17 protein-coding genes are annotated in these 22,942 nt (G+C 73.4%); 8 read left to right on the top strand and 9 right to left on the bottom strand.

What is annotated here, in order from left to right; all coding sequences use genetic code 11:
* The first annotated feature begins 16 nt into the window (after window positions 1–16).
* Genes AOM07_RS12010 through cysC form a run of 5 tightly spaced genes read left to right on the top strand, consistent with a single transcriptional unit; the run spans window position 17 to window position 5,037 of the window.
* On the top strand, window positions 17–781 hold the full coding sequence (locus tag AOM07_RS12010) for a 3'(2'),5'-bisphosphate nucleotidase CysQ (RefSeq protein ID WP_062314130.1): 765 nt from the start codon (window positions 17–19) through the stop codon (window positions 779–781).
* Window positions 781–1,683 (top strand): sulfate adenylyltransferase subunit CysD, encoded by a 903-nt coding sequence (cysD, locus tag AOM07_RS12015; RefSeq protein ID WP_062314132.1) that lies wholly within the window; start codon window positions 781–783, stop codon window positions 1,681–1,683. The genes AOM07_RS12010 and cysD overlap by 1 nt, the downstream gene beginning before the upstream one ends.
* Window positions 1,683–2,930 carry a sulfate adenylyltransferase subunit 1 gene (locus tag AOM07_RS12020; RefSeq protein WP_062314134.1) on the top strand — a complete coding sequence of 416 codons (1,248 nt, stop codon included), beginning with the start codon at window positions 1,683–1,685 and terminating at the stop codon, window positions 2,928–2,930. Before cysD ends, AOM07_RS12020 begins: the two co-directional genes overlap by 1 nt.
* A complete protein-coding gene (locus AOM07_RS12025) occupies window positions 2,931–3,923 on the top strand; it encodes a sulfite exporter TauE/SafE family protein (RefSeq protein ID WP_062314136.1) in 993 nt (330 codons plus the stop codon). It begins immediately after the preceding gene.
* 1 nt (window position 3,924) lies between these two features.
* Entirely contained in the window at window positions 3,925–5,037 is a 1,113-nt protein-coding gene (gene cysC, locus AOM07_RS12030; RefSeq protein WP_062314137.1) for an adenylyl-sulfate kinase, read from the top strand.
* A 21-nt stretch (window positions 5,038–5,058) separates the two neighbouring features.
* On the opposite strand, the gene AOM07_RS12035 is transcribed toward cysC, so the two are convergent.
* Window positions 5,059–7,248, bottom strand: coding sequence for an acyltransferase family protein (locus AOM07_RS12035; protein WP_169748160.1), 2,190 nt, complete (start codon window positions 7,246–7,248; stop codon window positions 5,059–5,061).
* Between the two features lie 199 nt (window positions 7,249–7,447).
* Between AOM07_RS12035 and AOM07_RS12040 the strand changes: the two genes are divergently transcribed.
* From AOM07_RS12040 to AOM07_RS12050, 3 genes are read left to right on the top strand one after another with little or no spacing between them, the layout of a single operon-like run.
* Complete coding sequence (locus tag AOM07_RS12040; RefSeq protein ID WP_062314141.1) at window positions 7,448–8,446, top strand: glycosyltransferase family 2 protein; 999 nt, start codon at window positions 7,448–7,450, stop codon at window positions 8,444–8,446.
* The gene (locus AOM07_RS12045; protein WP_062314143.1) at window positions 8,443–9,786 is read left to right on the top strand and encodes a polysialyltransferase family glycosyltransferase; all 1,344 of its coding nucleotides are present in this window, start codon (window positions 8,443–8,445) and stop codon (window positions 9,784–9,786) included. The genes AOM07_RS12040 and AOM07_RS12045 overlap by 4 nt, the downstream gene beginning before the upstream one ends.
* On the top strand, window positions 9,783–11,810 hold the full coding sequence (locus tag AOM07_RS12050) for a hypothetical protein (protein WP_156171925.1): 2,028 nt from the start codon (window positions 9,783–9,785) through the stop codon (window positions 11,808–11,810). Before AOM07_RS12045 ends, AOM07_RS12050 begins: the two co-directional genes overlap by 4 nt.
* Before the next feature lie 54 nt (window positions 11,811–11,864).
* On the opposite strand, the gene AOM07_RS12055 is transcribed toward AOM07_RS12050, so the two are convergent.
* The 8 genes from AOM07_RS12055 to AOM07_RS12090 all read right to left on the bottom strand — a co-directional run bounded on the left by AOM07_RS12055 (window position 11,865) and on the right by AOM07_RS12090 (window position 22,942).
* Window positions 11,865–14,147: a hypothetical protein gene (locus AOM07_RS12055; RefSeq protein WP_062314147.1), complete on the bottom strand. Its 2,283-nt coding sequence runs from the start codon at window positions 14,145–14,147 to the stop codon at window positions 11,865–11,867.
* Window positions 14,144–14,707 carry a hypothetical protein gene (locus AOM07_RS12060; RefSeq protein WP_062314149.1) on the bottom strand — a complete coding sequence of 188 codons (564 nt, stop codon included), beginning with the start codon at window positions 14,705–14,707 and terminating at the stop codon, window positions 14,144–14,146. The genes AOM07_RS12055 and AOM07_RS12060 overlap by 4 nt, the downstream gene beginning before the upstream one ends.
* A 40-nt stretch (window positions 14,708–14,747) precedes the next feature.
* Window positions 14,748–16,034, bottom strand: coding sequence for a polysaccharide pyruvyl transferase family protein (locus AOM07_RS12065; protein ID WP_062314152.1), 1,287 nt, complete (start codon window positions 16,032–16,034; stop codon window positions 14,748–14,750).
* Window positions 16,031–18,337, bottom strand: coding sequence for a polysaccharide pyruvyl transferase family protein (locus AOM07_RS12070; RefSeq protein WP_062314154.1), 2,307 nt, complete (start codon window positions 18,335–18,337; stop codon window positions 16,031–16,033). The genes AOM07_RS12065 and AOM07_RS12070 overlap by 4 nt, the downstream gene beginning before the upstream one ends.
* Window positions 18,334–19,590 (bottom strand): hypothetical protein, encoded by a 1,257-nt coding sequence (locus tag AOM07_RS12075; protein ID WP_062314156.1) that lies wholly within the window; start codon window positions 19,588–19,590, stop codon window positions 18,334–18,336. The genes AOM07_RS12070 and AOM07_RS12075 overlap by 4 nt, the downstream gene beginning before the upstream one ends.
* A gap of 22 nt (window positions 19,591–19,612) precedes the next feature.
* On the bottom strand, window positions 19,613–20,488 hold the full coding sequence (locus tag AOM07_RS12080; protein WP_156165219.1) for an N-acetylneuraminate synthase family protein: 876 nt from the start codon (window positions 20,486–20,488) through the stop codon (window positions 19,613–19,615).
* Between the two features lie 71 nt (window positions 20,489–20,559).
* Window positions 20,560–21,801 (bottom strand): DUF6716 putative glycosyltransferase, encoded by a 1,242-nt coding sequence (locus tag AOM07_RS12085; RefSeq protein ID WP_062314158.1) that lies wholly within the window; start codon window positions 21,799–21,801, stop codon window positions 20,560–20,562.
* Window positions 21,794–22,942 carry an acylneuraminate cytidylyltransferase gene (locus AOM07_RS12090; RefSeq protein WP_062314160.1) on the bottom strand — a complete coding sequence of 383 codons (1,149 nt, stop codon included), beginning with the start codon at window positions 22,940–22,942 and terminating at the stop codon, window positions 21,794–21,796. The genes AOM07_RS12085 and AOM07_RS12090 overlap by 8 nt, the downstream gene beginning before the upstream one ends.

A 22,942-nucleotide genomic window follows, 5' to 3' on the forward strand; every position in this document is an offset into this window, starting at 1 on the left:
GATCAGGAGGCAAGGCATGGCAGACCAGGACGTCGCCGACGCGACGCTCGCCGCGATGCTCGCGCGGGCCGCGGGCGAGGAGCTGCTGCGGGTGCGCCGCGAGTCGGGCCTGGAGGGCAAGGAGCTGGGCAACGCCGGCGATGCCGCGGCCCAGGAGGTGCTGGCGGCGCTGCTGGCCGAGCACCGCCCGGACGACGCGGTGCTGTCCGAGGAGGCCAAGGACTCCGCGGCGCGTCTGAGCGCGGACCGCGTGTGGATCATCGACCCGCTCGACGGCACCCGGGAGTTCTCCGAGGGCCGCGCGGACTGGGCGGTCCACGTCGCGCTGTGGGAGAGGGGCGAGCTGACGCTGGGCGTCGTCGCGATCCCGGGCGAGGACCTCGTGCTGTCGTCGGCGGACGCCCCCGCGGTGCCCGCGCGCGACGAGTCGGCGCCGCTGCGCCTGGCCGTGTCGCGCTCGCGCCCGCCGGCCGTGACCGAGCCGGTGCGCGCCGCGCTGGACGCGGAGCTCATGCCGATGGGCTCGGCGGGCGTGAAGATCGCCGCCGTGGCCCGTGGCCAGGTGGACGCGTACGTCCACGCGGGAGGCCAGTACGAGTGGGACTCCGCGGCTCCGGTCGCGTTCGCCCGTGCCGCGGGCCTGCACACCTCGCGGGTCGACGGCACCCCCCTCGTCTACAATGACTCGGACCCTTACCTTCCGGACCTGGTCGTGTGCCGTCCGGACCTCGCGCCGCGGATCCTCGCGGCGATCTCGGACTACACCGACGGAGACTCTTGATGACGGCGACCTCGTTCAGCCAGCTGGATGCGCTGGAGGCGGAGGCTATTCACATCGTGCGCGAGGTTGTCGCGCAGATGGAGCGTCCGGCCCTGCTGTTCTCGGGTGGCAAGGACTCGATCGTCCTGCTGCACATTGCTTTGAAGGCGTTCGCGCCGGCGCGGCTGCCGATGCCGGTGGTGCACATCGACACGGGCCACAACTTCCCTGAGGTGATCGACTATCGCGACCGGATCGTGGCCGAGCACGGCCTGAACCTGGTGGTGGGGTCGGTGCAGGAGGCCATCGACAAGGGCACGGTGCGGGAGGAGCCCAACGGCTCGCGCAACCGTATCCAGACGCCGGTGCTGCTCGACACGATCGAGAAGAACCGTTTCGACGCGGCCATGGGTGGTGCGCGTCGCGACGAGGAGAAGGCCCGTGCGAAGGAGCGCGTGTTCTCGTTCCGTGACGAGTTCGGCCAGTGGGATCCGCGCAACCAGCGTCCCGAGCTGTGGAGCCTGTACAACGGCCGGGTGCACATGGGCGAGTCGATCCGTGTGTTCCCGCTGTCCAACTGGACCGAGCTGGACATCTGGGACTACATCAACTCCCGCGGCATCGAGGTGCCGTCGATCTACATGGCGCACGAGCGTGACGTGTTCCACCGTGACGGCATGTGGATGGCGGCCAACGAGTTCTGCACGCCTCGTGAGGGCGAGATGATCGAGCGGCGCACGGTGCGCTACCGCACCGTCGGCGACGCGACGCTGACGGCGGCGGTGCTGTCGGACGCGGACACGATCGACAAGATCATCGCGGAGACCGCGGCGACACGACTGACTGAGCGCGGTGCCACGCGCGGCGACGACCGGGTGTCGGAGGCCGCGATGGAGGACCGCAAGAAGGAAGGGTACTTCTGATGGATCTTCTCCGTTTCGCGACCGCGGGTTCGGTCGACGACGGCAAGTCCACCCTCATCGGCCGTCTGCTGTACGACAGCAAGTCGATCTTCGAGGACCAGCTCGACGCGGTCGAGATGGCCTCCAAGGCGCGCGGCACCGAGTACACCGACCTGGCGCTGCTGACCGATGGTCTTCGTGCCGAGCGTGAGCAGGGCATCACCATCGATGTCGCCTACCGCTACTTCGCGACCCCCAAGCGCAAGTTCATCATCGCGGACACGCCCGGCCACCAGCAGTACACGCGCAACATGGTCACCGGTGCCTCCACCGCGGACCTCGCGATCATCCTGGTCGACGCCCGCAAGGGCATGACGGAGCAGTCGCGTCGTCACGCCACCATCGCGTCGCTGCTGCGGGTGCCCCACGTGGTCCTCGCGGTCAACAAGATGGACCTGGTGGGCTGGTCCGAGGAGCGCTTCAACGAGATCTACGACGAGTTCACCACGTTCTCGGCCAAGCTCGACGTGCCCGACCTGACCGCGATCCCGCTGTCGGCGCTGCTGGGCGACAACGTCGTCGAGCGGTCCGTGAACATGCCCTGGTACGGCGGCGCCTCCCTGATGCACCACCTCGAGCACGTCCACATCGCCTCGGACCGCAACCTTCAGGACGTGCGCTTCCCCGTCCAGTACGTCATCCGTCCCATGCGCAACGAGGTCCACGACTACCGCGGCTTCGCCGGACAGGTCGCCTCGGGCATCATCAAGGTCGGCGACGAGGTCATGGCGCTGCCCTCGGGCATGACGTCCAAGGTCGCCGCGATCGACGGCCCGGGCGGCCCCCTCGAGCAGGCCATGCCGCCGATGTCGGTCACGCTGCGCCTCGAGGACGAGATCGACGTCTCCCGCGGCGACGTGATCTGCCGCGTGGGCAACCACCCCGAGCCCACCCAGGACCTCGACGCGACCATCTGCTGGATGGACTCCGACGCGCTGACCATCGGCCGCAAGCTCGGGATCCTGCACACCACCCGCATGGCCCGCGCCATGGTCAAGGACATCGCCTACGAGCTCGACGTCAACACGCTGCACCGCAACACCGACGCCACCGAGCTGAACCTGAACTCCCTGGGCCGGGTCAAGCTGCGCGTCACCAGCCCCCTGCTGGTCGACGACTACGCCGACAACCGCACCACCGGATCGTTCATCCTCATCGACGAGGCGACCAACCGCACCGTCGGCGCAGGCGTGGTCCGCGAGCACTAGATGGACGTAGGACTCATCGCGGCCGCCGCTGCCATCGGCGTGGTGGTCGGCCTGACCGGCATGGGCGGCGGCGCCCTCATGACGCCCACCCTCGTGCTGTTCTTCGGCATCCCCGCCCCCGTCGCGGTGTCATCCGACATCGTCGCGGCGGCCGCGATGAAGCCCTTCGGCTCCTGGGTCCACATCCGCAACAAGACCGTCAACTGGCAGCTCGTCCGCCTGCTGGTCTACGGCTCGGTCCCCGCCGCCTTCCTCGGCGTCCTCGTCCAGCACGCCATCGGCGATGTCGAGACCATCGAGAAGTTCACCAAGGGCGCCCTGGGCGTGGCCCTCATCATCGCCTCCGCCGGCCTGCTGCTGCGCGCCTACCTGCGCCTGCGCGAACGCGCCCGCTCCCGCGACGGCTCCGCCCCGCCCCTGCCCAAGGAACGCCCCGACGTCGTCCCCCGCCCCGTCCCCACCATCATCGTCGGCGTCATCGGCGGCGTCATGGTCGGCCTCACCTCGGTGGGCTCGGGCTCGCTCATCATCATCGCCCTGATGGCCCTCTACCCGGCGCTCAAGGCCTCCCAGCTCGTCGGCACCGACCTCGTCCAGGCCGTCCCCCTCGTCGTGTCCGCCGCCATCGCCCACCTCATGTTCGGCGACGTCGACTGGACCGTCACCATCCCCGTCATCATCGGCTCCATCCCCGGCACCTACCTCGGCGCCCACCTCTCCTCGCGCGTGTCCGGCGGGCTCGTCCGCCGCGCCCTCGCGATGGTGCTGCTCATCTCCGGCCTCAAGATGCTCGGCGTGTCCAACGAGCTCACCCTCGCCGCCCTCGGCGCCGCCCTCATCGGCGGCACCCTCGCCTGGGGCCTCATCCGCCACCAGCTCGGCTTCCGCTTCTTCATCTGGCAGGACAAGCGCGCCAAGGCCGCCGCGCAGGCCGCGAAGGAGTCCCCCCAGGTCGCACCCCCCAAGGACCCCGCCCACGACAAGGAGAGCTGACGTGCTCGAGCTCCGCCTCACCCCCCGCCAGCTGAACGAGCTCGAGCTCATGCGCGCCGGCGCGTACGGAGCGGAGCTGCGCTACGAGCTGCCGACGGGCGACGCCCACGTCGCGACACTCCTCGTGGGCGACATCGCCGTCCCGGCCGCGATCGAGCTCCTCGACACCGAGGCCACCCCCGTCGCCCGCGTCGACGTCGCCGGCTCCCACACCACCGGCGCCGGCACCTGGGTCGCGGGAGACGTCACGATGCTGCGCGAGCCCGCGTCCGCCGCGTTCGCGGAGATCCGCCCGCGCGCCTCGCTGCCGATGCTCGACCACGCGACCCTCGCCCTGGGCAACGACGTCTCCGACCGCGACGACGACATCGTCCTCGTCGACCACGGCGACGTCGAGGCGCTCAGCCGCGCCGTCACGGCCGCCCGCCGAGCCGACCGCGAGGTCCGCGTCCTGCCCCGCCCCGCGGCCGCCCACCTGGACGCCGCCGCGACGGACGAGCTCCTCACCCACCTCACCGAGGTCGTCTTCGCCTCCACCGTCGCCACGCGCCGCCACGCCGGCCGCGCCCGCGGCGCCGGCATGGTGATCCTGCTGTCGGGCCTGTCCGGCTCGGGCAAGTCGACCATCGCCCGCCAGCTCACCCGCCGCCTGCGGGCCGAGAGCCACCAGCGCGTCACGCTGCTCGACGGCGACGAGGTCCGCGCGATGCTGTCCTCGGGTCTGGGCTTCTCCCGCGCCGACCGCGAGCTCAACGTGCGCCGCATCGGCTGGGTCGCCGCCCAGCTCGCCGCGCACGGCGGCATCGCCGTGTGCGCCCCGATCGCGCCGTACACGTCCATACGCGCCGAGATGCGCGCGATGGCCGAGGAGCACGGCCGCTTCATGCTGGTCCACGTCGCCACCCCCCTCGAGGTGTGCGAGGCGCGCGACCGCAAGGGCCTCTACGCGAAGGCCCGCGCCGGCGAGATCAAGGAGTTCACCGGCATCTCCGACCCGTACGAGACGCCGCTCGACGCGGACGTCGTGGTCGGCGACAGCGACGAGTCCGTCGAGGACGCGGCCGAGGCGATCCTCCGGGCCGCGATCCAGCCCGAGTCCAGCTACGTCATCTGACGGGCCGCCCGCCCGCCTGCGTCACGTCCGCGCCGAGAAGGCGGGCATGAGCCGCTCGAGCTGCGGCACCGCGCTGTGCACCCAGGTGCGCGTGAGGTGGCCCTGGTCGGCGTAGACCATGACGTTGCCCACGACGGGCACGCACGCATCCGCGTCGCAGTACAGGTCGGACAGGTCGATCGCGGTTGCGCGCTGCACCTGCTCCGCGGCCGCCGCGAGCACGTCGAGCTGGAGGCCCTCCCCGCGCGGGACGGCGCAGCCGGCGCCCGGATCGGTCGAGCCGCCGCGCAGCTCGCGCTCGACGCACTCGACGTTGTCCGCGAGCGGCACGGGCGCGTCCCGGATCACGTAGACGTCGGAGACGCGGGCCGGCAGGGCGTCGATCGCGGCGCGGAACGAGTCCTGCGCGTAGGCGCGCTCGTCCGCGCCCGCGGGGGCCGCGAACCGGGTCTCCTGGTACGCCCCCATCACCACCATGGTGATGTCGTCCCGGCGCGCGATCTCCTCCGCGACGCGCTCGTTGAACGTCGCGCACGTCTCGACCACGCGGCGGTCGAGGGTGCGGTCGGCGGGCGTGAACGGGCACGAGGCGCGCGCCATCACCACGCCGTGCCAGCCGTGCGCCTTGGCGAGGTCGTCCATCGCCGGCAGCCAGTGGTAGGCGTGCGAGTCGCCCACGAGCGCCACCGTCCCGCGCGAGTCGGCGCGCGGCACGCCGAACTCGCAGACGTCGAAGTCCCGGCTGCCCTTGCTGCCGAGGCAGTCCTCGGGCGAGTCGAGCTTCGCGGCGGCCGGCACCGGCACCACCTCGCCCGCGGCGAGCGTCGAGGTGCAGCCTCCGGCCGGGTCCACGGTCGCGGCGCCGATGCACACCACCTGGATCGCCGGGGCCTCCACCGAGCTGCCGACGCCGGACGGGTCGGCCGTGATGGGCGGCTGCACCGCCGAGCCGGGGGCGATGTCGCTGGCCGCCTGCGCGAGCCGCTGCGACAGCTCGAGGCTCGACTCGACCTCGCGCTCGACCGTGCTCGACATCCATGCCGCGGCGCCGATCACGACGGCCATGCCGGCCCCCGCGAACGCGAACGTGAGCCGGGGCCTCCCCTCGATGAGGACGCGCGCGCCGCGCGCGGGGTTCTCGACCCACCGCCAGGTCGCGTACGAGGCGAGGCCGATGCCGACGAGCAGGAGGAGCTTGTCGGTCGCCTGCAGGTCGCGGTGGAGCGCGTAGGGCGCGATCACGATCGCCGCCCAGTGCCAGAGGTAGATGGAGTAGGACAGCTCGCCGACCGTCTGGACCGGGGACAGCCGCAGCAGGCCCGACGGCGCGCCGCGCACGTGGTCGCCGTCCGCCCAGAGCACGAGCACGGTGCCCGCCACGGGCAGCAGCGCCCAGGCGCCGGGGAACGGCGTCGCGCCGTCGATCACCCAGGCGCTCAGGCCGATGAGCGCGAGGCCGGCCCAGGCCGCGACGGCGCGGAGCCGCGCCCGCCCGACGACGGCGGGCAGCACCGCGAGCAGCGCGCCCGCGCCGAACTCCCACGCGCGCGTGGGGGTGACGAAGTACGCCTGCGCGGGCGACGATGCGGTCCACGCGATGGACGTCGCGAAGGAGCCCGCGGTGACGAGGGCGAGCATGGCCGCGATCGCGCGGCGGCGGGCGCCCCAGCGCCGGCCCAGCCACACCGCCAGCACGACGAGCAGCGGCCACAGCAGGTAGAACTGCTCCTCCGCGGACAGCGACCAGTAGTGCTGCACCGGCGAGGCCGCGTTGGAGGCCGCGAGGTAGTCGACGGAGTCGGCGGCCAGCAGCAGGTTCTCCACGTAGGCCGCCGCCCCGATGACCTCGCGCGCGAACTGCCCCCACAGCGCGCGCGGCACCCACCACGCGATCGCGACGAGGACGGCGGCGAGCACGAGCAGCGAGGCCGGCAGCAGGCGCCGGGCGCGCCGCGCCCAGAACCTCGGCAGGCTCACGGTGCCGGTGAGGTCGACCTCGCGCAGCAGGTGGGACGTGATGAGGAAGCCCGAGATGACGAAGAAGACGTCGACGCCGATGAAGCCGCCGCCGATGTGCCAGGGCCACAGGTGGTAGAGCACCACGAGCGCGACCGCGATCGCGCGCAGCCCCTGGATGTCGGCGCGCATCCCGCGCGCACGCCTGGGGGCGGCGGGCTCGACCTCCGGGGCTCGGGTCACGGTGCTCGTCATCCGGACCATGGTAAAGGCGCGCCGCCGCCTCGCCGTGCGCACGGGGCCCGTGCGTTAGAGTTGGGGCGACCCGCCCGCGCCCTCGTGGCCGCGGGCCGCGGCGCCACGGGGGCGCGCCGATGCAGCGGTCGCACGGCTCGGTCACCACCTGCCGGAGGTTCCGGGCCGATCGACCTTGTCGCCCACCCCAGGAGGACCCATGTCGCAGGACCGGTCAGTTTCGGTCATCATCCCTGTCCACAACGGCGCCGACTTCATCGGCACCGCCCTGCAGTCGCTCGAGCGCCAGGTCGAGGACCGCGAGCGGATGCAGGTCGTCGTCATCGACGACGGCTCGACCGACGGCACGGGCGACATCGTCCGCGAGCACGCCGACCGGCTGGGCGAGCTGACGGTGGTGCGCAACGAGGACGCGCGGAGCGTCGGCTCGGCTCGCATCCAGGGGCTCGAGGCGGCGAACCGCGACTACATCGCCTTCCTCGACGCGGACGACTGGATGGCCCCGGGCCGCCTCGAGCACCTCATGCGCCGCTGCGAGGAGCTCGACGTCGACTTCCTGCGCACGGACCACGTGCGCGCGTTCGAGAACGGCCAGCCGCGCGAGCTGCACCGCGCGCCGGACGGGCGCCGCGACATGCCCATCCGCACCCGCGACGCGATCCTGCCCGCAAGCTCGGCGTCCATGGTCGACTACCCGTTCCCGTGGGCCGGCATCTTCCACCGCCGCCTCGTCGACGACGGCAGGCTCGCGTACGACGAGGGCCTCCACAGCTTCGAGGACCGCGTCGCGATCTGGCGCCTCGCGCTGACGGACTCGACGTTCGCGGTCGTGGACGCCCCGTGGATCGTCTACCGCCGCGAGGTGACCACCTCCCTCACGCAGGTGTTCGACGACCGCCAGCTCGCGTTCATCGCGGGCTTCGGCCTCGTCCGCGACCTCGTTCGCGCCGACGACGACCGCCTCCTGTTCGAGCCCAAGATGATCCGGCAGTTCCTCGCGATCGCCGCGCACCACGTCTCGCGCCAGCACGGCATGCACATCGCCACCCGCCGGCAGCTCCGGAGCGCCATCACCGACTTCGCGAGGACGCTCGACGTCGAGCCTTTGCGCGACCAGTGGGAGGCGATCGGCATGACGCGCCGCGCCCAGCTCGGCTCCGCCATCCTGCCCGCGCTCAAGGAGAAGGCCTCCGCATGATCCAGCTCACCGCCGTCACGACCCTCTTCGGCGCCGCCTCCGCCGCCGCCGCGATCGACGCGGGGCTCATGGGGGAGCCGGACGAGCGCGTGCTCGTCATCTCCAACAACGCGCCCATCCCCGAGGTGGTGCCGTCGCTCGCGGAGACGCCGGGCGCCCAGGCGATCCTGTCGCGCTTCGACCGCGTGGTCGACCTCGGCGAGCTGCTGAGCCCGCAGCAGCCGTCGCGCTGGAAGGTCTTCGCTATCGACGTGCCGATGCAGGAGAAGCTGCTCCGGCAGTACTGGGATCTCGGCGACGAGCCCGTCGAGCTGGTGCTCGAGTCCGTGCACGTCCCGCCCGCGGCGACCATCGCCCGGGTGTTCGCGAACGCGCGCATCCGCATCCTGTCCGAGGGGCTGATGAGCTACGGGCCCACGCGCGACCCGCAGCCCCACTCCTTCGGCCAGCGTCTCGACGGGATGGTCTACCTCGACCTGGTCGAGGGCCTCGACCCGCTGCTGCTGTCCGAGCACGGCATCACCTACCACCCGGTCGCGCCCGAGCACTTCCGCGGCCTCATGGAGGAGGTGTGCGACGGCGCGGGCCTCCCGCGCGTCACCGACGAGGCCCCGGCCGCGCTCGTGCTGGGCCAGTACCTCGCGGCGCTGCGGCTCATCACGCCGGCCGAGGAGTCCGCCATGCAGGTGCGGATGCTCGAGGCCGCGAAGAGCCTCGGCGCCGAGAAGGTGCTGTTCAAGCCGCACCCCTCTGCGCCGTCCACCAACACCGCCGCGCTCGTCGAGGCCGCCGCGAAGGCCGGCCTCGCGATCGAGCTCGTCGACCCGCGCCTGTCCGCCGAGGCGATGATGGTCACGCACGACCTCGTCGGCGTCGTCGCCGGGTTCTCGACCGCGCTCGCTACCGCGCAGCGCATCTTCGGCCTGCCGACCCGCTGCGTCGGGACGGACCTCATGTTCAAGGCGCTCACGCCCTACCAGAACAGCAACCGCATCCCGCTGACGATCATCGACCTCCTCGACCGCAACCGCGGCAACGGGGACGCCGTGGCGGAGCTGCGACGCCTGACCGTCGCCGTCGCGTACACGATGCAGCCCGAGTCGCTGGCGCACCGGCGCGACGACGCGGTCGCGTACCTCGAGCAGGCGCCCGCCGCGATCCGCTCGCGCTACTTCACGCAGGGCCGCCTCAACAAGCTCGCGCTGCCGGGCGCCGCGGTGCCGCCGGCGGCCGTGCGCGCCGCGAAGGCCGCGCTCGACCGCGTGCCGCCCCAGGTCTCGCAGCCCACGTACACCTACCTCCGGAAGATCCGCGGCGGGCGCGGCAAGGCCCAGTCGTGAGGCGCCTCCTGGACCGCGTCCGGGGCCGCGGGAGGACCGAGGACTTCCCCGTCCCCGTGCTGCTCCACATCGGCATCCCGAAGTCGGCCACGACCGCGCTCCAGAACGGCCTCGCCGGCGCCCGCGAGCAGCTGCAGGAGGCCGGGATCCTGTACCCCGACCTCGACGGCCGTATCAACCATCACCAGCTGGCGATGCAGCTGCTCGGCCGGCGCCACGCCGCGTGGAACCCCTCCGGGGAGTCCCGCGAGCATCTCGACCGCCTCATCGAGGAGGCCTCGGCGCCCGGCATCGAGCGCGTGGTGCTGAGCTCGGAGCTCCTCGCCGAGGGCGACCACCGCGACGCGCGCCGCGTGCTCTCGCAGCTCGGCCGCGACGTCCACGTGCTCATCACGCTGCGCTCGATCCCCCAGCTGCTGCCCTCGTCGTGGCAGCAGGGCGCGTCCGCGGGATCGCAGATCCCGTTCGAGGACTGGCTCCACGAGGTGCTGCGCGCACCCGAGCGCCTCGACCTGCGGCCGCTGCAGTCGATGCGCGGCGACGACGGCCACAACCTCATCACGCGCTGGGCCTCGCTCGTCGGTGCGCGCAACATCACCATCCTCATCCCGGACCCGGCGGACCGCACCAGCGTGTTCGTCGAGGCCGAGACGCTGCTGGGCATCGCGCCGGGCACGCTGCCGCAGTTCTCGAGCAACACGTCGCTGTCCTTCACCCAGAGCGAGCTCACCCGCCTCACGGGGGACGCGACCAAGGACCGCCTCACGAGCTTCACGCGGGTCCAGCTCATCCAGCTCGGCATGGGCAACGGCATGAAGCGCGGCTCGGGCGACCGCGGCACGCCGGCGTCGCTGCCCGACTGGGCCGTCGACGCGTCGCAGCGCGCGGCACGCGCCCTCGCGGGAGCGATCACCAAGGCCGGCGTCACCGTGATCGGCGACCTCGCGGACCTCGAGCTGACGGGCCGCACGAGCTCGGACACGCGCTACGAGGCGCCCACGTCCTTCCCGATCAGCATGGTGACCGACGCCCTCGGCGGCGCGTTCGACCGCGCACGGCAGGCCCCGTTCGATGTCGACGACGCCGGGCGCGACGTCGACCGTCCGGCCCCCCTGGACCGCCCCGTGACCCCCGCCTCCGGCGACGTGACCGTGGCGGCCCTCGCGCCCCACGGCGGCTCCGCCCTCGCGGCCGCGATCGCCGGCGCCTCCGGCCGCCTCGCCCGCGCGGGCGTGACCGCCCCGGGCGAGGAGCCGACCGGCGCGGCGCTGACCGCGGTCGAGCTGCTCGGCGAGCCCGGACAGGATCTCGCGTCCGACGGCGGCCTCGTGGTCGAGGCGACGTCCGCCGCGCTCCTGCTGCAGCGGCTGTACCAGGCGCATCTCGTCGCCGGCGGCAAGGACACGTGGCACGAGTTCGCGGCGGGCATCGACCTCGACGCGCTGGCGGACGAGGCGGCATGGCAGCGCTCCGACCGCACGCTCCTCGCGTGGGCGGAGGGCGCACGCGGCGTCGAGGTCGTCACCGTGGAGGACGACGCCTCGCTCGCGTCCGCCTGCGCTCGCCTCGAGTCCTCGATCGACGCACCGGACGGCACGCTCGCCGCGCCCGCGCTGCTCGATCCCGAGGCCGCGCTGCTGTCGCCCGCCCAGCTGGCGCTCCTGCGCGCCTTCAACGAGCGCACGTGGCGCCCGACCCGCGGCGTCCACTACGAGCGGCTCGTGCGCCACGGGCTCGTGTCGTCGCTCCTGGCCACCGGTGACCGCCACGCGTCCGCGCTGCCCCTCCCGGAGCACCTCCAGGAGTCCGCGGAGCGCTACGACGAGCGCACGCGAGCGCTGCTGGCACACCTCGGGACCGCCGCGGACGAGACCTTCGGTGGCGCCGCCGGCACCACCGCCGAGACCCAGGACCCGGATGACGCCGATACGGTGTCCGCGACCGATGCGGTGGCGGCGGCGCGCGGCATCATCCTCGCCGCGCGGGCGGCCGCCAAGCGCCGCGAGAAGCAGGTCGCCGGCTGATCCCGACCGGGTCCCGCGGCCGCACCAGGGGCCACGGCCCGGCCGCGGTCCCGGTCAGCTTCCGAAGAGGTTGACCGTCGACCGCAGCACGGGCACGGGCTCGCCGAACTCGGACACGTCCTGGCCGCGGGTGACGCGGCTCGCGACGCCGTCCGTGACGAGGAACTGCGCGCCAGCGGGCTTCTCGAGCACCCGGCCGCCGTCCTGGTCCGCCTCGGGCAGCGCGCGGCAGGACGCCCACTGCACGGTCCGGAACGGGAACGCCGCCTCGAGGTGCGCGGCCTCCTCGTCGGTGAGCTCGTAGCGCTCGCCGCCGGCGACCAGCCACGCCGAGCGGAGGCAGCGCAGACCCATCGTCGCGTAGCCGTCCGCCACCTCGTACGGCTCCACCACCGCGGCGTCGACCGGGGTGATCGTGCCGCCCGAGAGCTCCGCCGCCTGACGGCTGTACACGCGCCAGCGCGTGGCGCCGCCGTCGATGAACCACTTCTCGTTGGTGCCGTCGATGCTCACGACGACGCCGAAGTCGAGCATGTCGGGCCCGCGGCCGAGGCTCTGGAACACGACCGTCGGCACGGTCGCCGCCGTGACGTCGACGCCGAGCGCGTTGGCGACCTCGTAGCGCTTGGCGCTCGGCGGGATCAGGCGTGCGCCGTACGCGTCCACCATGTAGGTGTCGTCATCGTCCACCGCGGCGATGAACAGCGGCATGCCGACGTTGATCGGGGCCTCCGGCACGAGGCTGTCGGAGATCACCGAGACCTTGTCCTCGGGGGCGGCATCGCCGACCTCGGTGAGGCCGTAGAGCCGGAACATGTAGGTGGTGCCGGCGTCGGCCGCGCGGAAGAAGCCGGACACCTGCTCGTAGCCCTCGGGGACCACCCAGTCGGCGACCGCGATGCCGACGGGCTCGGCGATGTAGGTGGACAGGTGCGCCTGCTCCCACAGGCGCATGCCGACGCGGCCGAGCGCGTCGCCGCCGCGGTAGAGCACGTGGGCGCCGTTGGTGACGGCCTCGCCGTCCGCGACCATCACCTCGAGCACCGGGGTGTCCGCGATCAGCTTCGCGGGGATCGCGGTGACGTCGCCGGTGTAGCCGGTGCCGCTGTCGGCGGGGGCGTCCGGGCCGGAGACCGCATGCCTGCCGGCGCGCTCGAGGTAGTACATCGCGCCGGACTCGGTGGAGACCAGCGGGCGGATGCGGTCGCCGCGGTCGATGCGCAGGGCCTCCGCGCGGTCCATGTGCGGGATCGCGTCGCAGTCGACCTGCAGGCTCGTGACGAGGTCGCTCGCGCACCCGCCGATGCGGTGGCGCTCGCCCCCGTAGATCGCCCACACCTCGTCGACGCCGGTGTCGTAGAAGTAGTTCGAGACGGTGCCGCGCAGCGGGAACGACTTCACGTAGCTCGAGCTCACGACGCCGACCTTGCCCAGGTCGGAGTACTCGGAGACCGCGACATCGCCGTCGAAGGCCCAGCGGCCCTCCGGTGTGAGCAGGTACACGTTGCTCGAGCCCGCGGCGCGGACGAGCGACTGGCCGGCGCGCGTCGACCCGAACCAGTCGTTGTACATGCGCCAGAAGTTGCGGTTGCCGTAGGCCGAGCAGGAGTTGCCCGTGCCGTAGAGGTTGTCGAGCGCCGCCTGGTTGGGCGTGTACGGGGTGTACACGTACAGCGCGTGGGTCGCCTGGTTCTCGACGTAGACGTCGAGCGTGCCGCAGCTCGAGCTCGGGTGGTACTGGATGGCGGAGGTCGCGCCCGCGGGATAGTGGTTGTAGACCCACGAGCCGGGGATCGTGTAGCCCTTGAGCAGCCACGCGCCGTAATAGACCTGCGCGAAGAGGCCCTGGTAGGGGGTGTCGCATCCCTGCGGGGTGTCCGGGCAGCCCGCACCCATCGCGTAGGCGAAGGCGTGCGACGAGGGGGCCGTCGACGTGACGAGCGACTGCTCCTTCTGGAGGATCACGAGGATGGCCTTGGGCGAGATGCCGCAGGCCTTGCCGACGGCGGCGATGATCTCGCCCGCGGTCTGGTTCTTCTTGGCGGCGATGGCCGAGCAGCGCGCGTCGGCCGCGCGGGACGTGATGTCCTCGACGTAGTTCTCGAGGCACGTGCGTCCCACGGCGCAGCCGGGGTTCTTCTTCGCGATGAACTCGTCGATGGCGGAGGCGCTGAGCGCGCTGCCGTCGAAGAACAGCGAGTCCGTGATGATCATGCCGGGCGTGAACTCGTCGCCCGACAGCGCCTCGGCGCGCGGCGCGGCCACGAGGGAGACGGCCGCGACGAGCAGGCCGATCGCGAGCACGAGGCCCGCGCGAACGGTCCGGGCGGCGGTCACGGGTGCACCGCCGCGGCGGCGCGGGCCTCGAAGGCCACGCGCGCCTCGTCGCCGATGCTGTCCGGGCTCGAGTACGAGCCCTCGACCACCGCATCGTCCCAGAGCGCGTAGAAGGTCAGGGTGACGTCGCCGCCGTTGCCCTCCGCGGGGCTCATCTCGACGATGAGGAGGGGCGCCCCCGAGGACGTGGTGCCGGTCGAGTGCGTGACCGTGACGCCGTCGCCCTCGCCGAGCCCGCCGTAGGTGGCCTCGAACACGGACTCGGGGTCGGTGGTGCCGAAGGAGTTGGCCGTCGATCCGACCACCATGTCGAGGTCGTCGACCGTGATGGTCTCGATGACGTCGGGCTCGGTGGCGGTCGCGGTCGGCTCGGGCGTGGCGTCCGCGGTCGCGGTCGCGGTCGGCGAGGAGGTCGGGGAGGCCGTCGGCGTCGCGGTGGCGACCGCGGACGTCGAGGGCGTGGGCGTCACGTCGTCGGAGCCCGTGCAGGCGGCGAGCGTGAGCGCGCCCGCGACGGTGATCACCACGGTCGCGAGGGCGGGGATGCGGGGGGTCGGCACCGGACAAGCGTAAGGGCGGCCGCCCCTCGCGCCGCCGCCGTCAGACCGGTGTGTCGTGCAGGGTGAGCGGCGCCACATCCTCGCGCCGACCGGCGAGGGCGGCGAGCTCGGCATCCCGTCCGAGCGCGGCGAAGCGTGCGGTGACGCCGGCCGCGTTTCGGCGCGCCCGCCGCTGGAGCGCCTTCCGGGCCCGTGTCGAGACCCGCGCCGCCGCGAGCGCGTCCGCGAGGAGCTCCGCCGTGTCGCCCTGGCCGAAGCCGGGGTGCTCGCGCGCGTCGACGCCCATGACGCGCTGGAGGCTCCGGGTCTTGTGCGAGTTGGAGCTCATCAGCACGCAGGGCACCCCGACGCCGTACGCGAGGATCGACGGGTGGTAGCGGCCGGACACGAAGGCCGCGGCGCCGGCGAGCGCGGCGCGCCCCGTGGCGAGCGGGTTCCCCGGTCCCATGTACGCGGTCCCCTCGATGTCGAGCGCGGCGCGCAGCCACGCGTCGCCGCGGTCCGTCGCGACGAGGAGGACCCGGTAGCCGGCCTCGCGCAGGCCGCTCACGAGCTCGCGGAGCGCCGCGACCCTGTCGTCCTCGGACGCACGCGGCCCGGACGCGCCGGAGATGGCGACGTACGGCGTGCGGTCCGCGAGGAACTGCGCGGTCGCCGGCGCCAGCCCCTCGGAGAAGGGCCCGAAGTCGCCCGAGCGGTGGATCGGCAGGTCCGCCCACGCGAACAGCGCGTCCGGCACCCAGTCCGCGTCGACGTCGGGGAACATCGTGCCGTGGAGCTCGAGGCTCTCCGGGTCGCGGTAGACGACCGAGCTGCAGCGCCGGAGGACGTCGCCGAGCGCGCGCGTCACGACCGGGTGGACGCGCTCGACGCCCGGCGGGATGCTGAGGATCGAGTTGACCATCCGGACGGTGAGCCCGAGCTGGAGCGCGACCTCCATGATGAGCAGCGTGCGGGCGAGCGTGGTGCGCTTGCGCGCGAGGATCGGGTCCCCCTCGCCGTTCATCCAGAGCTCGTCGGCGCCGGTCAGCGTCTCGAGGAGCGCGGACTGCTCGCCGGGCTGCGGGTCGGCGATGATCGCCGCCGCCGTCTCGCGGATCACGCGGAAGCGGATCGACGGATCGTCCGTGGCCGCGCCCTCGGGGACCGCGCCGTGCTCGAAGGGCTGCGTGTTGAACGTGCCGTTGAGCGGGCGGACCTCCCCCGCGCCGGCCGCGCGCGCCACGAGGCCGGCGAGCGCCATGCTGGTCGCACGGCCGCCCCAGTTGGGCGTCGCCGAACCGTCGTGGAAGCGCCCGATGACGACGCGCGGCTGCACCGCGGTCACTCCGCGACCCGCTTCGCGTCGATCGCCGCGGCGATCCGGCCGTTGGCGCCGTCGACCACCTCGCGCAGACGCTCCTGGGCGTCCGCGACCTCGGCGCGGTAGCGCGCGGGCTCGTCGAGGATCGCCCCGACCACCTCGGTGAGGCGGTCGCCCAGGCGCTCGTCGTCGACCTCGACGCCCCACTCCAGGTGGCCGATGTCCTCGAGGAAGTAGCGGAGCTTCGCGTGGGAGATGAGGCTGACGATCGGCACGCCGATCCCGAACGGGATCATCGAGGCGTGGCCGCGCATGCCGACGACGACGGTCGCGCGGCCGATGGTCGCGAGGGCGTCCTCGCTGCCGGGCCCGTAGACCGCGTCGGTCGCGATCTCGACGCCGTGCGAGCGGCGCAGGTCGCCGACGATCCGCTCGTCCTCGCGCGTGTGGGCGAGGCAGCGCACCTCGGCGCGCCCCTCGAGCGCGCGGATGAAGGCCGCGAGCTCGGCGACGAACCTGCCGTAGCCCTCGCCGAAGCGGCGCGACTGACGGTCGTAGGCGATGTTGAGCAGCACGATCGGCAGCGGCTCGCTGCGGGGTGCGGCCGGGGCGGGCCCGGCGAGCTGGCCGTACACCGTGGTGACGCAGGGCAGGAACGTGACCTTGTCCGCCAGCTCGGGACCCACGATCTCGCGCACAGCGTTGACGGAGCCGTGGTTGCGCAGGCCGACGAACGCGGCCGCGGACACGAGCGTGCGCACGGACTCCGCGAAGCGCGTGCCGTGGAAGCGCTGGCCGGGGAAGATGTTGTAGCCCACCGTGTAGACGACCAGCGGGATCTCGAGCGCCTCGAGCGCCTCGTCGGTGACGTTCCACTGCCAGCCGCTGTTGCCGTTGGGCGACGTGTCGGGCAGGAACAGTCCGCCGCCGCCGACGACGATCGCGTCGAGGTGCTCGTTGGCCCACCGCGCGCGCTCGACGTCGAACACCTGGTGCGCGTGCATCGTGGTCCACCGCACGTCGCCGAGCTCGTGCGCGAGGCTGGCGCGCACGGCGACGGGCAGGAGCACGTCGCCGTAGTTGCCGTCGCCGTCCACGTAGAAGGCCACGTGCCCGATCGCGGGCCCGTCGCCGGCGGGGACCACCCCGTCCTCGGCGCGGGTGCGCTCGACGCGCTCGAGGCGGCGGCGGGCGTGCAGGTCGGCAGGACGCAGGCGCATCGCCGCGACGGCGGCCGCGGCGGCCGCGTCGTAGTCGCGATACGTCCACTCGAGCTGCGCGAGGACGGTCCACGCCCGCGGCGCGAGCTCGGGGTCCGCCGCCGCCAGGGCGAGCGCGACCCGCGCATCGTCCGCGCGCGACGTCGCGACCGCGGTGGTGCCGAGGTCGAGCGCGACCTGGCCCACGACCGTCCCGGCCTCGAGCGCGCGGGCGCGTGCGGCCTGATAGGCCCGCTCGAAGTCGCCGTCCGCGCGTGCGGTGCGCAGCGCGCCCTCGAGGTCCTCGAGGTCCGCGTCGGCGAGCAGCGCGTACGGCGCCGCGTGGTCCTCCGCGAACGCGAGCATCTCGTCGGACGCGCGCGCATCAGCGGCCAGGGCCCGCCAGTGCGCGATCGGATGCCACACCTCGCGCGACCACAGGTCCTCGACGGCCTCGAAGCCGTGCTCGCCGCCGTGCCACGGCTTGAACCGCCCCGAGAAGTGGAGGATCCGCACGTCGTCGGCCGCGAGGTCGAGGCCGGCGGCGCGCCGCTTGTCGAGGTTGTAGATCTCCGGCAGCGGCGCGTCGGGGGTCCCGAGCACCGCGGCGAGCACGCCGGCCTCCTCGTCCTGATGGACGTAGTCGCCGTTCGCGCGGACCTCCTGCAGCCTCGCGCGCTCGGCGGCGTCGATGAGGTCCGGGCGCAGCACCGCGACGCCGCGGAGCGGGCGTCCCGGCGCCTTCGGACGCATCACCGTCGCGTAGGGCGCGGTGGTCTCGAGCAGCGCGCCGAGCCCGCCGAGCACGACGACGTCCGCGTCGAGCACGATCACGCGCTCCGAGCCCTCGAGATCCGCGGCGCGCAGCGCACCCATGACGTGCGCCGCACGGTGAGGCGTCGAGGCGTGGCGCGCGAGCCTGGTGAGGTCCTCGGCGGGCAGCGTCCGCGCGGTCACGCGCGGGTGCCACAGGGCGAGCCGGTCGGCGTCGCCCGGCTCGAGGTCCTCGTGCAGGACGAGGACGTCGGCGTCGAGGCCCGGGTTGGAGCGCGCGAGGGACGCGAGCGCGACCTCGAGGCCCTCACGGTACTCACGGCTGCCGATGAGGACGATGGTCGTGCCCGTCATGCCCCTCCTCCGAGGCGGACGAGGCCCGGTGCCGGGGTGATGCCCCGCTCGGCGAGCCATGCCGCCAGGTCCTCGGGAAGCGTGTCGATGGCCGCCGGGAGCAGCACGTCGAGGCCGGCGCCCAGCCCGAGCGCGTCGAGCGTGCGGACGATGGCGGCGGGCGTCGAGGCGCCGTGGCGGCGCCCGGCGACGGTGGCGAGGGGGTCGCGCAGGCCCGCACCCACGAGGGTGGGCTGCGCGGCCGGATCGATGCGGTGGATGAGGGCGTCGTGCCACGCGTCCTCGTCGGCTGAGACGACCCAGCGGACCTCGACGGGCACGTCCCAGCCGGTCTCGTCCCCGGGCTCGGCCACGTGGATCACCGCGACGTCGGCGGCGGGCTCCACGTCGCGGAAGCGCACGACGATGCCGGCGGCGGGCAGCGCGTCGGCGACGGCGGCCGGATCGGCGCCGTCGAGCACGACGAGAAGGCGTCGGCCGGTGGCCAGCTCGCGCAGCTCGGGGAGCTCGGCGGGTCGCACCGCGAGCACCTGCGCGGCGGTCCACCGGCTGTCCCACGACGCCTGGGCGAGGTCACGATGCGCGCGCGCCACGTCCAGCGCGCCGGCGGCGGGGAGGCCGCCGGTCACGAGGGCGCGCCGCTCGAGGGTCTCCGCGAGGCGCACCACGGCACCCTCGGAGGCGTGGTCGTCGACCGGCACGCCGGCCGCGCCGATCGCGGCGGCCAGCGAGTCGAGGCCGGCGGCGGTGGCGGCGGCGAGGCCGTCCCGACCGGTGCCGCGCTCCTCCGCGCGGGCGGCGGCGACGAGCTCGTCGCGCGAGCGCTGCACGCCGGCGAGGTACATCCATGCGAGCCGGGAGCCGGGGTCCGCGGCGGTGACGCGCTCGGCGAGCGCGAGCGCGAGGTCGGGCTCGCGGGCGACGCGGGCGTCGCGGACGAGGTCGAGGGCGGCGCGCTTCTCGCGCGCGCCTCCCGTGCGCACGAGGGGCGCGTCGCCGGCGACGACCGCCGCGCTGTCCATGCGGCTCGCGAGGGCCCCCGCGAAGGCGTTGGCCGAGCGCACGAGCCGGCGTGAGGCCAGCCCGCGCGAGTACGTGTGCTCGGCGGCCACGTCGGAGGCGAGCGAGGCGGCGGCCCACCACTGCGAGTTGTCCTCGCGGTGGCGGCCGCCGACCTCCTGGTCCTCCTGCACCCGGGCAGGCCGGATGCGTGACAGCGCGCTCTTGACGAGCGAGCGCGGTCCGCTCGTCATGCGCGCGCGGTCCTTTCGGTTGTCAGCCGTCGACGCGGCGGAGCTTGCTCAGCGGGGCGAGCTCGCCCGGGAACACCTTCTTGACGCCGTCGCCCATGGCCTGCTCGATGATGCGGATGTCGCGGCACAGGTTGATGAAGCCCTTGGGCTCCAGCGACGCGGCGTGGTCCGAGCCCCACATGGTGCGGTCGAGCGTGATGTGACGCTCCACGGCCACGGCGCCGAGCGCGACGGCGGCGATCGAGATCTGCAGGCCCGGCTCGTGACCCGAGTAGCCCACCGGCACGCCGTAGCGGTCCTTGAGGGTCTGGATCATGCGGAGGTTGGCCTCCTCCGGGGGCAGCGGGTAGGTCGAGGTGGCGTGGAGGATGATGAGCTTGTCCTTGCCCAGGGTCTCCACCGCGGTGTCGATCTGCTCGATGGTCGACATGCCGGTCGACAGGATGACGGGCTTGCCGGTCTCCTTGATCTTGCGCAGCATGCCGAGGTCCGTCACGGACGCCGAGGCGATCTTGTACGCGACGGTGTCCATGGACTCGAGGAAGTCGACGCTGGGCTCGTCCCACGGGGAGGCGTACCAGACGACGCCCTTCTCCTTGCAGTACGCGTCGATCTCGGCGTACTCGGCCTGCTCGAACTCCACCTTGTAGCGGTACTCGAGGTACGTCATCGTGCCCCAGGGCGTCTCGCGCGGGGTCGACTTCATGTGCTCCGGCGTCGCGATGTCCGGCGTGCGCTTCTGGAACTTCACCGCCTGGGCGCCCGCCTCGACGGCGACGTCGATGAGCTTTTTCGCGATCTCGACCGAACCGTTGTGGTTCAGGCCGATCTCCGCGATCACGTAGGTCGGGTGACCGTCACCGACGAGAATGTCGCCGATCTGCACCGCATCCGTCACTTCAACACCTCTGATTCGTAGTGGTACTGCCAAAGCCAGGCCGGGCGTCTCCGCCCACTGTCCCCGAAAGTCTAACCGCGATTGCCCTGACTGCCGCGCCGGCGCCTCTGCAGGCGGTCGTACGCCGCGAGCGCGGCACGCAGGGGCGCGAGCGCGGGGCCGTGCCACGAGTCGTCGCCCGCGCCCAGCGCGACGCTGCGACGCCTGAGGCGCTGCGGCGAGCGCATGAGGCCGGCGTGCGGGTCGCGCATCGTCGCGCCGGGGGCCGAGGCGCCCGCCGCCTCCTGAGCCACCGCCACCCAGTCGCCCTCGGCCTGGAAGTAGTTCGCGTCCATCCACGCCGTCGCGGGCGCGCGGAAGCGCAGCGCCCGGAGGTCGTCGAGGCCGCCGAAGAGGCCGGAGCCCTCGAACACCAGGTTGATCATCTGCGCGCTGACGCCGAACTCGTCCACGACGAGCACGGGCACGTCCGCGGCGATCGCCTCGAGCGCGGCGGTGGAGCTCACCGTGACGAAGCCGGCGCAGTCCCCCAGGTACTCGCGCAGCGCGCCGTGCGCGAACACGAGGTTGCCCGGGACCTCGCGGCCCGCGGCGAGCTGCTCGAAGCCGTCCGCCTCCTCGTGGGTCTGCGCCTCGCCGGCGGTGCCCCGCAGCTTGATCACCACGTCGAGCTCGGGATGCGCGCGCGCCACGTCGACCAGGGCGTCGAGCAGCGCGACGCGGTCCTCCCGACGGGCCGGCACGAGCGCCTGCGGCGCGAACACGATGCGCGGGCGGTCCGCGCCTCCCACCTCCTGGTCCTCGAGCAGCGAGGCGAGCCCGAGGTGCGCGAGGCGGGCGTCGGCCGGCAGGTCCGCGAGCATCGCCGTGACGGCCTCGCGCTCCCGCTCCGAGTGGACCACCATGACGTCGCACGCGGCCCGGAGCCGGAGGCCCAGCGCCGTCGGCGGGAACCAGATCCCGGGGATGCCTGCGACCACCACGTCGGCCGCGCGCTCGCCGCGCAGCTCCTCGAGGAGCAGCAGCTCGATGAGGGGTCCGCGGCACGCGAGCAGGAGCAGGGCGGGGCGCTCGGCGCGCAGGCGCGCGGCGAGCGCCCGCAGGCCGATCTCGCCCGGATCGGTGTCGAGACGGCCGTCGATCGCCGCGGCACGCTGGGCGGTGCTGGGCGTCACCGCGTTGCGCACGACGACGACCTCGACGTCGTACGCGTCCCGCAGGTCCTCCGCGCGCCGGACGGCCCACTTGAGGTAGGAGTCGGAGTCCGCGACCACGAGGGCGCGCGGACGCGGGGTCGCGGTCGGCTCAGCCACGCGCCGCGATGATCGCCTCGGCGAGCTCGCGCACCGCGCCGCGACCGCCGGGGCGGGTGAGCACGACGCGCGCGACGGCGGCCGCGCGGGGGTGCGCGTCCGCGGGCACGACGGGCCAGCCGACGGCCTCGAGGCACGGGAGGTCGGGGAGGTCGTTGCCCACGTACGCGACGCGGTCGAGCGGGACGCCCTTCTCCGCGCACCACTGCTCGAGGTAGGGCAGCTTGTCCTGGACGTCGTGCGAGACCTCGATGCCGAGCTTGCGTGCGCGGGCGGCGACCACGGGGTTCTCCTCGCGCGACAGGATCATCATCGGCAGGCCCGCCTTGCGCAGCATCGAGATGCCCATGCCGTCGGAGCGGCTCACGGTGACCGACTCGACCCCGTTCTGGTCGACGATCGCGGTGTCCTCGGTGTGGACGCCGTCGAAGTCCATGACGAGCGCATCGACGTCGACCGGGGCGGGGGTGTCGAGGAGCGACGCGAGCGCGCGCGCCGACTCGAGCTCGTGCACGTCGTCGATCTCGATGCCGGTCGCGGCGGGCACCTCGGCGACGCCGACCCGGCCGAAGAAGCGGAAGCCGGAGGCGCGGAAGCCCGCGACATCCATGACGTAGAACGCGCCGGACTCCTGGTAGTGAGGCTCGCGGTCCTGGCGGCGGGGGCGGAACGAGTGGTCGTGGTTCACGCCCGTGGCACCGGCCTCGCCGCGCTGCCACAGGAACGCATAGGTCTCGAAGGCCGCGAGCATCGAGTCGTGCTCGCCGGCCAGCACCGACGCGACCGCGCCGTCGAGCGCCTCGGCGTGGATGAACGGCGACGTCGCCTGGAGGAACGCGAGGACCTGGGGCTCGATGCCGCGCGCGGCGAGCGAGTCGAGGCCGTGCAGGAGCGCCGCCTCGGAGGTCGCGAGGTCGCCCGCGATGTCCGCGGGGCGGTCGATGATCTCGGCGCCGGCCTCGCGGGCGGCGGCGGCGATCGTCGCATCGTCCGTCGACACGAAGACGCCGTCGATCGACGGGGCGGCGAGGGCGGCCCGCACGGCACGCGCGACGAGCGGGACGCCGCCCACGCGCGCGACGTTCTTGCCGGGCACCCCCTTGGACCCGCCTCGGGCGGGGATGATCGCGACGGCACGCAT

The sequence above is a fragment of the Demequina rhizosphaerae genome (assembly GCF_000971255.1).
Taxonomy (GTDB): Bacteria; Actinomycetota; Actinomycetes; order Actinomycetales; family Demequinaceae; genus Demequina; species Demequina rhizosphaerae.

Bases quoted from the DNA above. Each gene is read 5' to 3' on its own strand.
- AOM07_RS12010 (WP_062314130.1), top strand. From the start codon at position 17: ATGGCAGACCAGGACGTCGCCGACGCGACGCTCGCCGCGATGCTCGCG.
- cysD (WP_062314132.1), top strand. From the start codon at position 781: ATGACGGCGACCTCGTTCAGCCAGCTGGATGCGCTGGAGGCGGAGGCT.
- AOM07_RS12020 (WP_062314134.1), top strand. From the start codon at position 1,683: ATGGATCTTCTCCGTTTCGCGACCGCGGGTTCGGTCGACGACGGCAAG.
- AOM07_RS12025 (WP_062314136.1), top strand. From the start codon at position 2,931: ATGGACGTAGGACTCATCGCGGCCGCCGCTGCCATCGGCGTGGTGGTC.
- AOM07_RS12035 (WP_169748160.1), bottom strand. From the start codon at position 7,248: ATGACGAGCACCGTGACCCGAGCCCCGGAGGTCGAGCCCGCCGCCCCC.
- AOM07_RS12040 (WP_062314141.1), top strand. From the start codon at position 7,448: ATGTCGCAGGACCGGTCAGTTTCGGTCATCATCCCTGTCCACAACGGC.
- AOM07_RS12045 (WP_062314143.1), top strand. From the start codon at position 8,443: ATGATCCAGCTCACCGCCGTCACGACCCTCTTCGGCGCCGCCTCCGCC.
- AOM07_RS12070 (WP_062314154.1), bottom strand. From the start codon at position 18,337: ATGACGGGCACGACCATCGTCCTCATCGGCAGCCGTGAGTACCGTGAG.
- AOM07_RS12075 (WP_062314156.1), bottom strand. From the start codon at position 19,590: ATGACGAGCGGACCGCGCTCGCTCGTCAAGAGCGCGCTGTCACGCATC.
- AOM07_RS12090 (WP_062314160.1), bottom strand. From the start codon at position 22,942: ATGCGTGCCGTCGCGATCATCCCCGCCCGAGGCGGGTCCAAGGGGGTG.